Here is a 13,627-nt window from a genome sequence, read left to right as displayed (position 1 = left end):
CGGGTTGACTGTGCCCATGCGCTACGTCGACAGCCCTCTGGGCACCAAGGTCTCCGTCATCGGGCTCGGCACCTGGCAGTTCGGGTCCAAGGAGTGGGGCTACGGCTCGGCGTACGAGGAGCGCACGGCCGGCCTCGTCGAGCGCGCCCTGGACAGCGGCATCACCGTGCTGGACACGGCCGAGATCTACGGCACCGGCCGCAGCGAGCGCCTGCTGGGGGCGGCGTTGCGCGAGCGCCGCGAGGAGGCCGTGGTCGCCACGAAGATCTTCCCGGTCTTCCCCATCGCGCCGGTCGTCGAGCAGCGCGCCGTGGCCAGCGCGAACCGGCTGGGCGTCCAGAGGCTGGACCTGTACCAGGTTCACCAGCCGAACCCCGTGGTGTCCGATGCCCGAACGATGGCAGGCATGCGTGCGCTCCAGGACGTCGGGCTGGTGGACCAGGTCGGCGTGAGCAACTACTCCCTGGAGCGGTGGGTGCGCGCCGAGGAGGCGCTGGGCCGGCCCGTGCTGTCCAACCAGGTGCAGTACAGCCTTGCCCACCGCGGGCCCGAGGACGACCTGCTGCCCTACGCGGCCGCGAAGGATCGGCTCGTCATCGCCTACAGCCCGCTGGCGCAGGGCCTGCTGTCCGGGCGCTACTCGGCCGACAACCCGCCGGCGGGGCGGGTGCGGCGGATCAACCCGCTGTTCCTGCCGGAGAACCTCGAACGGGCTGCGCCGCTCCTGGCGACCCTGCGTGAGGTCGCCGACGCCCACGACGTGACGATGTCGCAGGCCGCCCTGGCGTATCTCGTGCACCACCCGGGCGTGGTGGCGATCCCTGGGGCGTCCAGCCTCGAGCAGGTCGAGTCCAACGCCGTCGCGGGCGAGATCGAGCTGGCGGACGACGAGGTCGCGGCGTTGGCCCGGGCGGCGCGGGACTTCCGGCCCGTCACGGGCCGGCACGCGGTTGCGCCCATGGTCCGGGCCGCGCGGGAACGTCGCTGACCTCGGTAGCGTGGGCCGCGTGAGCCCGACCCTCGCCGACGTCGTCGGTCTGCTGGACTCCTGGTTCCCACCGGACACGGCGGAGCCGTGGGACGCGCCCGGCACGGTCTGCGGCGACCCGGCAGCCGAGGTGCGGCGCGTGATGTTCGCCGTCGACCCGACCGCCGCCGTCGTCGACGAGGCCGTCGAGTGGGGCGCCGACCTGCTGGTCACCCACCACCCTCTGTTCTTGCGGCCCGTCCACTTCGTGGCAGCGACCAGCTACAAGGGGGCCCTCGTGCACCGCCTGATCCAGGGCGGCTGCGCGCTGCACGCGGCCCACACCAACGCCGATGCCGCGGAGGAGGGGGTGGCTGACGCGCTGGCCGACCTGATCGGCCTGCACCAGACCCGCCCGCTCGTCCCGCGGCCCGGCACGGCGATGGACAAGATCGTGGTGTTCGTCCCTCGGGAGCACACCCAGGCCGTGCTGGACGCCATGGCCGAGGCCGGCGCCGGAGAGGTGGGCCGCTACAGCCGGGCGGCGTTCCTGGGGGAGGGAACCGGGACCTTCCTGCCCGGGGCGGACGCCAGTCCCGCCATCGGAGCACCCGGGCGGGTCGAACGGGTCGCCGAGCACCGGCTGGAGATGGTCGCCCCGCGCGCCCGCCGCTCCGCCGTGCTGCGGGCCATGCTCGCCGCCCACCCGTACGAGGAGGTGGCTTTCGACGTGCTCGAGCCCGCCGTGCTGCCGTCCTCCGTGGGCATCGGCCGGGTCGGGGCGCTCGCCGAGCCGACCACCCTCCGAGCGCTCGCGCAGAAGGTGGCCGACGCGCTGCCGAGGACTGCGACGGGCGTGCGCGTGGCCGGTGACCCGGGCACGCGGGTGAGGACCGTCGCGGTCGTCGGGGGAGCAGGCGACTCGCTGTTCGATGCCGTCCGTGCGAGCGGTGCCGACGTGTACGTGACCGCCGACCTGCGCCACCACCCGGCCTCGGAGCTGCGTGAACGCGCCGCCCTGGAAGCCGGGACCAGCGACCCGGACCGTGGCACGCCGTACCTGATCGAGGTGTCGCACGCCGCGAGCGAGTGGCCGTGGCTCGTGGGCGCCGCCCGGCGCCTGGAGGCGCAGGCCGCGGCCCGGTGGCCCGGCACTACGGTGGACACCCGGGTCAGCATGCTGCCCACCGACCCGTGGACGTTCCGCCTCGACCCCACCGACCGAGCGACCGGAGGACATCCGTGACCACCGCACCCGTGGCCGACCAGCACCGTCTGCTGGAGGTGCAGGCCCTGGACACCCGCGCCCAGCAGCTCGACCACGCGCGTCGCACCCATCCGCTGCGGGCGAAGGTCGCCGAGATCTCCGAGCGCCTCGACGAGGCGGAGCGAGCAGCCGCCGCGGCCCGCACGGTGGTCGGTGACACGCGTCGCGAGCTGACCAAGGCCGAGGCGGACGTCGAGCAGGTCCGCTCCCGCGCGGAGCGGGACCAGGCCCGGATGCAGTCCGGTGGCAGCGCCAAGGACGTCCAGGCGCTGGCCGGCGAGGTGGAGTCGCTCGCCCGGCGTGCCGAGGCGCTCGAGGAGATCGAGCTCGAGGTGATGGAACGCCTGGAGGCCGCCGAGGCGACCCTGGCCGCGGCGACCGAGTCCCAGGACCGTCTCACCGCGGAGCTGGCGTCCGCCGAGCGTGAGCTCGCGTCCGCCGTGGACGTGCTGGACACCGAGGCGACGCAGGTGGCCGCCGAGCGTCAGCAGAAGGCTGCCGGGCTGGACGCCGGGCTCATGGCGCTCTACGACCGGTTGCGCGGCCAGCTCGGGGGTCTCGCGGTCGCGGCGCTGCGGGGGCGGACCTGCGAGGGCTGCCGGCTCGAGCTGAACCCGAGCGACGTCGCCCACCTGACCGCAGCCCCGCCGGAGCAGGTCGTGCGCTGCGAGGAGTGCGGCCGGATCCTGATCCGTGGATCCGCCCGGTGACCGACGGATCGGCCGAAGGGGCCGGCGACGGGACGCCGGCGCGCCGCCCCACACTGCGCGAGCGGCGCCCGTCGGGCTCGGCGATGCGGTTCGACGACGCCGAGCCCGTGACGTTCGTGCTGGTCCGGCACGGCGAGACCGCGGCGACCGTCGCACGCAGCCTCTCCGGGTCTGGGGTGCCCGGGCCCGGGCTGAGCGCGGCGGGCCGGGTGCAGGCCGCCCGGGCCGCCGATCTGGTGTTCCGGATCGGTCGCGCGCACTGGACGGACCTGCCGCACCCGGATGCCGTGGTCTCCTCACCCATGGTGCGCACCCGCGAGACCGCGACGATCATCGGCCGGCGGCTGGGGGCGCAGGTGCGCGCCGACCGGCGCGCACAGGAGTGCGACTTCGGCGCGTGGGAGGGCCTGACCCCGGACGAGGTCGACGCGGCGTCGCCCGGCACGTTCCGCGCCTGGCACCTGGACCCCGCCGTGCGCGCGCCGGGCGGGGAGTCCCTCGAGGACGTCGGGGAGCGCATGACCGCCCTGCTCGCCGAGCTCACGCCCGACAACCTCGGTCACTCCATCGTGGTCGTCTCGCACGTGATGGCGATCCGCACCGCGCTGGGCCGGCTCCTGCAAGCCCCGCCGAGCGCCTGGCGAGGCATCCGGATCCCGCCCGCGTCGCTGACCATCGTGCGGCGGTGGGCCGACGGGACGGTCGAGCTGGTCTGCGCGGGGACGCCGTCGGACCTGTGAGGACGGCGCCGCGCTCGGCTACCCTTGTCGATGCGGATGAGTCGGCCAGGCGGTCGCGTCGTCGGGCTCCGGCCCGGCGCCGAGGAACGTCCGGGCTCCGCAGAGCAAGGTGGTGGGTAACACCCACCCGGGGTGACCCGCGGGACAGTGCCACAGAGAGCAGACCGCCCCGTCCTCGGACGGGGTAAGGGTGAAACGGCGGTGTAAGAGACCACCAGCGCACCGGGCGACCGGTGCGGCTCGGTAAACCCCACCTGGAGCAAGACCAGACAGGGAGCGTTCGAGGGCTGCTCGTCCGAGCTCCCGGGTAGGTCGCTGGAGGCGTGCGGCAACGTACGTCGTAGATGGATGGCCGCCACCTGTGCAGGGGCAACCGTGCACAGGGACAGAACCCGGCGTACCGGCCGACTCATCCGCCCGACCGCCGCCGACTCGGGCCTCAAGGTGGCGGTCTGCCTGCCGATACGGAGACGACAGCAGCAGACGGTGCGCGACCGTCGGCAGGACGGGGGCAGGATGGGGCAGGCCCGGCCGGCGCGGACGCGGGTCGCGGTCGGCCTGCACTCCCTCGGGGGCGCACTGGCCGTCGGCTTCGCGCTGTGGGTGCTGGCGTGGCCCGCCGCAGGGCCGGCCGTCGGGTGGCGGGCGCTGCTCGCCGCCGCCTACGTGGCGTCGATGGTGAGCGCTGTGGCGAGGTGCCGCAGGTCGGGGTGGCGGCGCGAGGACGTCGCGATGCTCGTGGGGATCCTGAGCTCGGGGGCCGGCTCGGTGTACTGGGCCGTGGTCCTGCTCGGGCTGGACCCCGTCCCGTCGCTGTCCTGGGCGGATCCGCTGTGGACGGCGGTGTTCCCCGCCGTGGTCCTGTCGCTCACGATGGAGATGGCCCGGGGTCGGCTCCCGCAGCGCGACTTCGCGATCGACGCCCTCATCGGCTCGGCGGGCGCGGCGGCGGCCGTGCTTGCGTTCGTCGCCCCGCTCCTGGGCGTGCCGGAGCTCGGTGCGGCGCGACCCGCGGTCCAGGCGGCCGCGATCTACGTCGCTGGTGACGTCGTCCTCGTCCTGCTGGTCGTGACCGCGATCTCGACCTTCGGTGGGCGCCATGCGCCCCACCTGTGGTCCAGGCTCGGCGGTCTTGCGCTGTTCGCGCTCGTCGACGCGCTCACGCTCGTGAGCGGCGGCGAGCAGGGCGTCATGGACGGGCTCTCCCTGCGCTCCGTGGGGCTCCTGCTCGGGTTCATGCTCCTGGAGACGTCGGTAGGTTGGCGCCTGCCGGTGGCCAGTCGACCGATCCGCCGGGGCTCCACCCTCGTGATGCCGATCATGGGGGTGGTGCTCTCGCTCGCCGTTCTGGTCAGCCGGTGGGGGGACACGACCGCGCGCGGCCTGGCCGCCGTCGCGATCGCGATCGCGACGGTGCGGATGGCCTGGAGCTTCCGGGCCGTGGCGGCGCTCGCCGACACGCGACGTCTCGCGCACACGGACGACCTCACGGACCTTCCCAACAGGCGCGGCTTCGCGCGGGCCGCGCGCGAACGGCTCTCCGAGGCGCGCCCGACCACCATCGTCCTGTTCGACCTGGACGGTTTCCAGGACGTCAACGAGGCGCTGGGCCACGGGGCGGGCGACGAGCTGCTCCTGCAGGTCGCCGGACGTCTGCGGGACGTGGTGCGGCCCGACGGGGCGGATGTGGTGGCGCGGTTCGGAGGCGACGAGTTCGCGGCCATGGTCGGCGCTCGTCCGGGTCACGCGGGCGACGAGGACGCCGAGGCGCTGGTCGCTGCCGTGGGCGGTGAGTACACGATCGACAGCATCGCCGTCCAGGTGTCCGCGGCCGCAGGCGTGGTGCATGCGCCGCAGGACGGCAGCGACCTCGACGAGCTGCTGCGGCGAGCGGACGTGGCGATGGTCGCGGCCAAGGAGCGTCGCCTCTCGACGTTGGCGTACACCGAGGAGCTGGACACGCGCAGCCGTGACTGGCTCCGTCGGGTCGAGCAGGTGCGTGCCGCGCTGTCGGGCGGGTGCGTGGAGGTGCACTACCAGCCCAAGGTGGAGCTCGCCACGGGCGAGGTGGTCGGCGTCGAGGCCCTGGCCCGGCTCCGCATCGACCGGGAGCTGTGGATGCCGGGGCGCTTCCTGGAGATCGTCACCAAGGCGGGACTGCTGCCGGCCCTGACCGATCAGGTGCTGGCCACGGCGCTGCGTGACGCGCGCCGGTGGGAAGATGCCGGCTTCCCGCTGTCCGTGGCGGTGAACGTGTGCGCCGCAGGGGTGACCACGGGTCGCCTGCCGCGCGTGATCCGGACTGCCCTCGACCGGGAGGGGCTGCGCGGGTCGTCGCTCGTGGTCGAGGTGACCGAGCACGATCTGCTGATCGACCACGCCAGCGGGCGCGCCGCGCTGGACGAGGTTCGCGCGCTGGGCTCCCAGGTGTCTATCGACGACTACGGCACCGGGTACTCCTCGCTGGCCTATCTGCGTGATCTCCCGGTCGACGAGATCAAGCTCGACCGGACGTTCGTGGCGGCGATGTCCGGGGACCTGCGCGGCACCGAGGTGGTCGAGTCCACGGTCCGCCTCGCGCACCGGCTCGGGCACCGCGTGGTCGCCGAGGGCGTCGAGACCGGGGAAGACCTCGCAGCGGTCCGGGATGCCGGGTGCGACCTCGTCCAGGGATACCTCCTGGCCCGTCCGATGCCGGCCGGCGAGCTCGAGCGGTGGCGCGACTCCTGGCACGCCGGTTCGCTCGACACGCTGGCGCAGCCCGCAGCGCTCGCGGAGGCGGTGCCCGCTCCCCGCGCCCCGGCCGCGCGCCCGGCACCTCAGGCTGTCGCAGCCGAGGCGTCGGTCGCGGGCCGCGACCTCACCTGATCCGGGGCACCGCGCGCCGGGGTCCTCAGGGGGTCGTGGGCAGGCCCTGCTGGACCCACGCGGCGTAGCCGCCCTGGATCTCGTAGACGTGCGTGAAACCGGCGGCGTGCATCGCGTCGGCGACGCCCGGGGACCCCGATCCGGACGCGTCGTACACGAAGTAGCTCGCCGAGGGATCCAGGGAGGCGACCGCGGATGCGGCATCTGCGGCGGTCGCCTCGACGTTGACGGCCCCCGGAACGTGGCCTTGCGCGAAGTCGGCCGCGGGCCGCAGGTCGAGAGGGACGAACGACGGGTCGTTCGCGTGGGTGCGCAAGAGCTCGTAGGCGCCCTGAGGGATGAGGGGGATCACCGGTGACCCGAGCTTCTCGGCGTCCGGTGCGCTGACGCTGACACCGAAGTCCGCCTGGAGCCGCTTCTCGAGCTCGGCCTGAGTGAGCATCCCGCCGGAGAAGTCCACCAGCGTGCCGGTGGCGTCGTAGAACGCCGTGACCGGCAAGCCCTGGGATCCGAACGAGGACCACAGCTGCGAGGGCGGGTTGCCCCCGATGTCCGCGGCGAGGGCGAAGCCTGCTCCGGCGAGGTCGAACCGGCGAGCCATCGCGGCGCCGTCGCCCGGGTCGGAGGTGTTGACACCGACGAAGGCGACCTTGCCGTCGGTGGCCTTGGCGACCTGGACGAAGCCGGGCAGCTCCTCGTTGCAGTACACGCACCAGGAGGCGAAGAAGTTGACCACGACCGGCGTGCCGGCGAAGTCGGCGAGGCTGACGGTGCTGTCGTCGAGCAGCCCGGGTAGCCGGAAGTCGTCCCGGGCGGCGCTGTACTGCGTCCCGTTGGCGTCCGCGGTCGGGGCGCTGCCGCCGGCGCCCAGGGCCAGGGCGGCGACGACGCCGAGGATGGCGACCCCGATCGCGCTCACGGCGCCGATCCTGAGCCTGCGCTGGCGTTCGGCCCGGGCCTTGGCGGCCGCGCGCTCGGCGTGCCACGCCTCGCGCTGCTCGGCGCGGGTCATGCGCTTGGTGCTTGCCATGGGAGCTGCCTTTCCGATCAGCCGAGCCCGAGCAGGCCGCCGAGGCCGACTCGGGACAGGACGGACTGGGTGAGGGTGGTGACGAGGGACATCCGGTTGAAGGCGAGGAGCACGCCGAAGGCGGCGAGCACCACGGCGGACGTCACGGTGATCCCGAGGAAGTGTCGCTTGACGAACGCGAACGTCCCGGCGAGTCGGTCGAGAGCCAGCGCGGCCGCGAGGAACGGCGTCGCCAGACCCACCGAGTAGGCCACGAGCATCGCGGTGCCGCGGGCGACGTCGCCGCTGCCGGCCGCGAACGCGAGGACGCTCGTGAGCACCGGGCCGATGCACGGCGTCCAGCCGAACCCGAACGCGACTCCGGCCACGGGTGCCGCGAACGGCCCGAAGCGGTCGAGCGAGGGGTGCCAGCGCTTCTCCTGGTAGAGCCAAGGCGCCTTGAGCACGAGCGAGGCGAGCAGGAACAGCGCCATGGCGAGCACGACGAGGCCCGAGACGCGCGTGAGGGTCTCCCGGTGTCCCAGGAGCGTCGAGCCGACCGCGGTCACGGACAGCCCGAGCAGGACGAACACGGCGCCGAACCCGGCGACGAACCCCAGGGACGTCGTGAGCGTGCGACGCAGCTGCGAGCGGCCGCCCTCCTGGACCGAGGTCACGCTGAGCCCGGTCACGACCGAGACGTAGGCGGGGATGACGGGCAGCACGCACGGTGAGAGGAAGGAGACCAGACCGCCGAGGAACGCGCCGAGCAACGTGAGGTCGACGGGTGTCACGTGGGGTGCACCTCCGCCACGGTCACGACGGTGGCGGCCCGGGGAGCGGTCGACAGGAGTGGCATGGCGTCAGTCAATATACCCCCTGGGGTATACGACGCACTGATAGAGGGGATCCGCGCCGTGGGCCTGGGGTCAGCCCTGCTCGCGGTAGGCCAGCGCGGCGGCGCCGATGATGCCGGCGTCGTTGCGCAGCGTCGCCGGGACGATGGGCGTGCGCAGGTCCAGCAGCGGCAGGAACTTGTGGTGCTTCTTGCTCACCCCGCCGCCGACCACGAAGAGGTCCGGCCAGAGGAGGTCCTCGAGGGTGCTGAAGTACTTCTGCAGCCGCTTGGCCCACTGCTCCCAGGTCAGGTCGTGGCGCTCGCGGGCGCTGTCGGCGGCACGGCGCTCGGCGTCCTTGCCGTCGATCTCCAGGTGGCCGAGCTCGAGGTTGGGCACCAGAGTGCCGTCGACCACCATGCACGTCCCGATCCCCGTGCCCAAAGTGACCACGAGCACCGTGCCGCGCTGGTTGCGCGCGGCGCCGTAGTGCGCCTCGGCATACCCGGCGGCATCGGCATCGTTGACCGCGTGCACCAGGCGGCCGGTGGCCCTCGCGACGACGTCTTCGACGTTCGTGCCGATCCAGGAGTCGTCGACGTTCGCGGCACTGCGCGCCACACCGTGCTGGATCACGGCCGGGAAGGTGACTCCGATCGGTACCTCGGTGGGCAGCTCGAACGACGCCACCACGTCGGCGACCGTCTGTGCCACCGCCTCCGGGGTGGCCGGCCGAGGTGTGGCGATGCGCACCCGGTCGGCGGCGAACTCGCCGACGACGAGGTCGACCGGGGCACCCTTGATGCCGCTGCCGCCGATGTCGATTCCGAACGCGCCGGGCGCCGAGCGCACGGCGCTGTCGAGGGTCTGGGTGCTCATGGCAGCGTCAGGATCTCCGCTCCGGTCTCGGTGACGACGATGGTGTGCTCGAACTGGGCCGAGCGGCTGCGGTCCGCGGTGACCACCGTCCAGCCGTCGTCCCACATCTCCCACGTGTGACTGCCGAGGTTGAGCATCGGCTCGATGGTGAACACCATGCCGGGCTCCATCACCTCGTCGTGGTACGGCGCGGAGTCGTAGTGCGGGACCACCAGCCCGGAGTGGAACGACTCCCCGACGCCGTGCCCGGTGAAGTCGCGCACCACGCCGTACCCGAACCGCTTCGCGTACTTCTCGATGACCCGGCCGATGACGTTGATCTGCCGCCCGGGGGCCACGGCCTTGATGCCGCGCATCATCGCCTCGTGCGTCACCTCGGCGAGCCGGCGGGACTCGTCGTCGACCTCGCCCGCGAAGAACGTCGCACAGTTGTCGCCGTGCACGCCGTCCAGGTACGCGGTGATGTCCACCTTCACCAGGTCGCCCTCGGTCAGCACCGTGGAGTCCGGGACGCCGTGGCAGATCACCTCGTTGACCGAGGTGCACAGCGACTTCAGGAACGGCACCTGGTTGGGGTGCGGCTGGTAGCGCAGCGTGGAGGGGTAGGCGCCGTGGTCGATCATGAACTCGTGCCCGATCCGGTCCAGCTCGTCCGTGGTGATCCCGGGCTCGACGTGGCGGCCCACCTCGGCCAGCGCCTGGGCGGCGATCCGGCCCGCTGCCCGGATCCGTTCGATCGTGTCGGGATCCTTGACGTCCGGGCCGCCGGTGCGTTCGCGGTCGCGACCGACGTACTCCGGGCGCGGGATGTGCAGCGGCACGGTGCGGGTCGGGGACACCGTGCCGGGAACGAGCGTGCCCCTCGGCGCGTGCGTGGCTGGCATGGCTGGCAGTCTACGGAGGGCAAGCACCAGGCGAAGTCCGGAGGTCCAGGTGGAGGAGTACTGGTACAACACCGAGACGAAGCAGGTCGAGGTGGGTCGGCAGAGCCCGTGGACCAAGCTCATCGGCCCGTACCCCACCTACGAGGCTGCGCAGCACGCGCTCGAGACCGCGCACGAGCGCTCGGAGGCGTGGGACGAGCAGGAGCGGGAGTGGCGCGAGAAGTGATCCTCACCCCGCCGGGGTGAGCACCACCTCGAGCGCTCGGTGATCGGCTCCGTGCGGGGGGCGGAGCACTGCGGCGCGCTCCACGGTCCACACCGACGGGTCGACGAGGACGTGGTCGATCGGCGTCCCCAGCCAGCGGGGCAGAGCGGTGGGCCAGGTCGCCACACCGGCGTCACCCGCCACGGACGCCGCGTCCACGCACCCGTCCAGCAGGTCGAACGCCGGGTGGTCGAGCGTCGCGTTGAAGTCCCCCACGACGATCCCCTCGGGTCGGCTCGAGCATGCCGCGACCGCCGCCCGGGTGGACGTCCGCCACCGCGTCAGCGTCGGGTCGACCGGTGCCGTGGTGTGCACGAAGGTCAACGGCGGCCCGGAGCCGGCCACGGCGAACGTCGCGGCCGGCCCGCGCTGCACCACGCGGTAGCGGCCCAGGTGCTGGGCCACCAGGGCGGCGGTGGACGGGTTCGTGCCGCCGGACAGCACCTCCGCCAGGACCCGGTAGTGCAGGCCCTGCGCGGCGAGCATCGCCTGCGCGCGCTCCGCCGTGGCCCGGCTCGTCTCCGGTAGCGCCACGACGTCGGCCCGGCGCTCGGCGACGAGGCCGGCGAGCGCGGCCGCCGGGACCTTGCCCTGCGTGTTCAGCTCGAGGACGACCGTCCTGCCCGGTCCGGCGGGTGCCGGCTCTGCGCCGGTGACCCCGGAGAGCCCCCGCGCGGTCAGGACGGCCACGTGGCCGACGGCGACCAGCACGCACCACACCACCACCCAGGCCCAGGTGCGGGTGGCCTTGCGGCCGGCTGCCGGCGCTCGTCGGCGCCGGACCAGCAGAACCACGCCGGCGGCCAGGGCGAGCAGGAGTGCACCGGTGGCCATCAGCCCACGCACCGCGATCGCGTTGGCGATCACCGGGACCCCCGACAGCCCGAACACCTGTGGCCACACGGCCAGGGCCGCGACCGCGAGAGCGCCAACCGCCGCGAGCACTCGGCGCAGCAGCGGGCCGTTCACTCGGCGAACGAGTGCTCCGGGCCGGGGAACGTGCCCCGGCGGACCTCGTCGGTGTAGCGACGCACCGCACCGTCGAGCGCGCCGCGCAGGTCCGCGTACCGCTTGGCGAACCGCGGGGACCAGTCACCGAGCCCGGCCATGTCCTGCCAGACCAGGACCTGCCCGTCGCAGTACGGGCCGGCGCCGATACCGATCGTCGGCACGTCGAGGATCTCCGTGACCCGTTGTGCGAGGGAGGCCGGCACCATCTCGATCACCACGGCGAAGACGCCGGCTTCCTGCAGCGCCATCGCGTCGTCGCACAAGGCGTCGGCGGCCTCGGGTCCACGGCCCTGGACCCGCTTGCCCCCGAAGGCGTGCTCGGACTGCGGAGTGAAGCCGAGGTGACCCATCACCGGGATGCCCGAGGACGTGAGCAGCTCGACCTGAGCGGCAACCCGCCGCCCTCCCTCGAGCTTGACGGCGCGCGTGCCGGACTCCTTGATCAGCCGCACCGCGCTGGCCATGGCCTGCTCCGGGGACGCCTCGTAGCTGCCGAACGGGAGGTCGGTGACCACGAGCGCACGTCGCGTCGCGGCGACCACGGCGCGGGCGTGGTGGATCATCTCGTCCAGCGTCACCGCCAGGGTGTCGGGCCGTCCGAGCACCACGTTCGACAGCGAGTCGCCGACCAGCAGGACGTCGGTCCCGACCTGGTCGAAGATCTGCGCCACCATCGCGTCGTACGCGGTGAGCATCGTGATCCGCTCGCCGCGTTCCTTGGCCTGGCGCAGATGGTGAGTGCGCACCGGGTGCACGGCCTCGGGGGTCTGGCTGGTCATGGACGTCACCCTAGCCTCGGGGCCCGGCGCGGGCGGTGCCGCACGACCGGTCTGGTGCGGCAGGATGGGCCCATGGACAGGCAGCAGGACTTCGTGCTCCGGACCGTCGAGGAGCGGGACATCCGCTTCATCCGGCTGTGGTTCACCGATGTGGCGGGCATCCTCAAGTCGGTGGCGATCGCCCCGGCCGAGCTCGAGTCGGCGTTCACCGAAGGCATCGGCTTCGACGGGAGCGCCATCGAGGGCCTGACCCGGGTGGTCGAGTCGGACATGCTGGCCAAGCCCGACCCGTCCACGTTCCAGGTGCTCCCGTGGCGTGGTGAGCGGCACGGTACCGCGCGGATGTTCTGCGACATCCAGACGCCCGACGGCGAGCCGTCGGCGGCGGACCCGAGGTGGGTGCTCAAGCGCACCCTGGCCAGGGCGAGCGACCAGGGCCTGATGTTCTACGTCCACCCGGAGATCGAGTTCTACCTGTTCGAGAACCCGGCCGAACCGGACCTGCCGTTGGTGCCGGTGGACTCCGGCGGCTACTTCGACCATGTCCCGCGCGGCACCGGGCACGACTTCCGCCGCGCCGCGATCTCCATGCTGGAGTCGATGGGCATCTCGGTGGAGTTCTCCCACCACGAGGCCGGTCCCGGCCAGAACGAGATCGACCTGCGCTACGCCGACGCGTTGACCACGGCGGACAACGTGATGACGTTCCGGACCGTCGTCAAGGAGGTTGCGCTCGAGCAGGGCCTGTACGCGTCGTTCATGCCCAAGCCGATGGCCAGCCAACCCGGGTCGGGGATGCACTCCCACCTCTCGCTCTTCGAGGGGGACCGTAACGCGTTCCACGAGCCCGGCGCCGCGATGGAGCTGTCGGCCACCGGCCGCAAGTTCATCGCCGGGCTGCTGCACCACGCCGCGGAGATCACGGCGATCACCAACCAGTACGTGAACTCCTACAAGCGGCTGTGGGGCGGGTCGGAGGCCCCCAGCTACATCTGCTGGGGGCACAACAACCGGTCGGCCCTGGTGCGCGTGCCGCTGTACAAGCCGGGCAAGGGCAACTCGAGCCGCGTGGAGTACCGGGCCGTGGACTCCGCGGCCAACCCGTACCTCGCGTTCGCGGTGCTGCTCGCCGCCGGCATGAAGGGCATCGAGGAGGGCTACGAGCTGCCCGACGGCGCCGAGGACGACGTGTGGGAGCTCACCGACGCCGAACGCCGCTCGCTGGGCATCGAGCCGCTGCCGGGCTCGCTCGAGCAGGCCGTGCAGGTGATGGAGCGCTCCGAGCTGGTCGCCGAGACGCTCGGTGAGCACGTGTTCGACTACGTGCTGCGCAACAAGCGCGAGGAGTGGGAGGCCTACCGGGCGCAGGTCACCCCGTTCGAGCTGAAGCGGTACCTGCCGGTGCTGTGAGG

Annotated in this window: 13 protein-coding genes and 1 other RNA gene; 8 read left to right on the top strand and 6 right to left on the bottom strand. The window is 72.9% G+C overall.

The window, feature by feature from the left end:
• The first annotated feature begins 16 nt into the window (after window positions 1–16).
• The 6 genes from Q6348_RS12695 to Q6348_RS12670 all read left to right on the top strand — a co-directional run bounded on the left by Q6348_RS12695 (window position 17) and on the right by Q6348_RS12670 (window position 6,552).
• Window positions 17–988, top strand: a complete 972-nt coding sequence (locus Q6348_RS12695) for an aldo/keto reductase (protein ID WP_304601643.1) — start codon at window positions 17–19, stop codon at window positions 986–988.
• Window positions 989–1,007: 19 nt separating this feature from the next.
• Window positions 1,008–2,213 (top strand): Nif3-like dinuclear metal center hexameric protein, encoded by a 1,206-nt coding sequence (locus tag Q6348_RS12690; protein ID WP_304601642.1) that lies wholly within the window; start codon window positions 1,008–1,010, stop codon window positions 2,211–2,213.
• Window positions 2,210–2,944 carry a zinc ribbon domain-containing protein gene (locus Q6348_RS12685; RefSeq protein ID WP_304601641.1) on the top strand — a complete coding sequence of 245 codons (735 nt, stop codon included), beginning with the start codon at window positions 2,210–2,212 and terminating at the stop codon, window positions 2,942–2,944. The genes Q6348_RS12690 and Q6348_RS12685 overlap by 4 nt, the downstream gene beginning before the upstream one ends.
• Entirely contained in the window at window positions 2,941–3,684 is a 744-nt protein-coding gene (locus Q6348_RS12680; protein WP_304601640.1) for a histidine phosphatase family protein, read from the top strand. Before Q6348_RS12685 ends, Q6348_RS12680 begins: the two co-directional genes overlap by 4 nt.
• A gap of 37 nt (window positions 3,685–3,721) precedes the next feature.
• Window positions 3,722–4,100, top strand: an RNA gene (gene rnpB, locus Q6348_RS12675) — RNase P RNA component class A.
• Between the two features lie 70 nt (window positions 4,101–4,170).
• Window positions 4,171–6,552: a putative bifunctional diguanylate cyclase/phosphodiesterase gene (locus Q6348_RS12670; protein ID WP_304601639.1), complete on the top strand. Its 2,382-nt coding sequence runs from the start codon at window positions 4,171–4,173 to the stop codon at window positions 6,550–6,552.
• Between the two features lie 25 nt (window positions 6,553–6,577).
• Here the strand turns inward: Q6348_RS12670 and Q6348_RS12665 are convergent, their stop codons facing one another.
• From Q6348_RS12665 to map, 4 genes are all read right to left on the bottom strand, one after another.
• Window positions 6,578–7,582 (bottom strand): rhodanese-like domain-containing protein, encoded by a 1,005-nt coding sequence (locus tag Q6348_RS12665; RefSeq protein WP_304601638.1) that lies wholly within the window; start codon window positions 7,580–7,582, stop codon window positions 6,578–6,580.
• A gap of 17 nt (window positions 7,583–7,599) precedes the next feature.
• Window positions 7,600–8,355, bottom strand: a complete 756-nt coding sequence (locus Q6348_RS12660) for a cytochrome c biogenesis CcdA family protein (RefSeq protein WP_304601637.1) — start codon at window positions 8,353–8,355, stop codon at window positions 7,600–7,602.
• Window positions 8,356–8,490: 135 nt separating this feature from the next.
• The gene (gene ppgK / locus Q6348_RS12655; RefSeq protein ID WP_304601636.1) at window positions 8,491–9,276 is read right to left on the bottom strand and encodes a polyphosphate--glucose phosphotransferase; all 786 of its coding nucleotides are present in this window, start codon (window positions 9,274–9,276) and stop codon (window positions 8,491–8,493) included.
• Complete coding sequence (map, locus tag Q6348_RS12650; protein WP_304601986.1) at window positions 9,273–10,169, bottom strand: type I methionyl aminopeptidase; 897 nt, start codon at window positions 10,167–10,169, stop codon at window positions 9,273–9,275. Before map ends, ppgK begins: the two co-directional genes overlap by 4 nt.
• A 40-nt stretch (window positions 10,170–10,209) precedes the next feature.
• Here map and Q6348_RS12645 point away from each other — a divergent pair, with 40 nt between their 5' ends.
• On the top strand, window positions 10,210–10,386 hold the full coding sequence (locus Q6348_RS12645; RefSeq protein ID WP_304601635.1) for an SPOR domain-containing protein: 177 nt from the start codon (window positions 10,210–10,212) through the stop codon (window positions 10,384–10,386).
• 3 nt (window positions 10,387–10,389) lie between these two features.
• Here the strand turns inward: Q6348_RS12645 and Q6348_RS12640 are convergent, their stop codons facing one another.
• The gene (locus Q6348_RS12640) at window positions 10,390–11,394 is read right to left on the bottom strand and encodes an endonuclease/exonuclease/phosphatase family protein (protein ID WP_304601634.1); all 1,005 of its coding nucleotides are present in this window, start codon (window positions 11,392–11,394) and stop codon (window positions 10,390–10,392) included.
• The gene (panB, locus tag Q6348_RS12635) at window positions 11,391–12,215 is read right to left on the bottom strand and encodes a 3-methyl-2-oxobutanoate hydroxymethyltransferase (RefSeq protein WP_304601633.1); all 825 of its coding nucleotides are present in this window, start codon (window positions 12,213–12,215) and stop codon (window positions 11,391–11,393) included. Before panB ends, Q6348_RS12640 begins: the two co-directional genes overlap by 4 nt.
• Before the next feature lie 72 nt (window positions 12,216–12,287).
• On the opposite strand from panB, the gene glnA reads away from it, so the two are divergent.
• A complete protein-coding gene (glnA, locus tag Q6348_RS12630; RefSeq protein WP_304601632.1) occupies window positions 12,288–13,625 on the top strand; it encodes a type I glutamate--ammonia ligase in 1,338 nt (445 codons plus the stop codon).
• Window positions 13,626–13,627: the final 2 nt, after the last annotated feature.

Origin of the sequence: Actinotalea lenta (genome assembly GCF_030586465.1) — a bacterium.
Lineage (GTDB): Bacteria > Actinomycetota > Actinomycetes > Actinomycetales > Cellulomonadaceae > Actinotalea > Actinotalea lenta.
The sequence above is the reverse complement of the archived record's forward strand: the minus strand, read 5'-3'. Positions and strand labels throughout refer to the sequence as shown.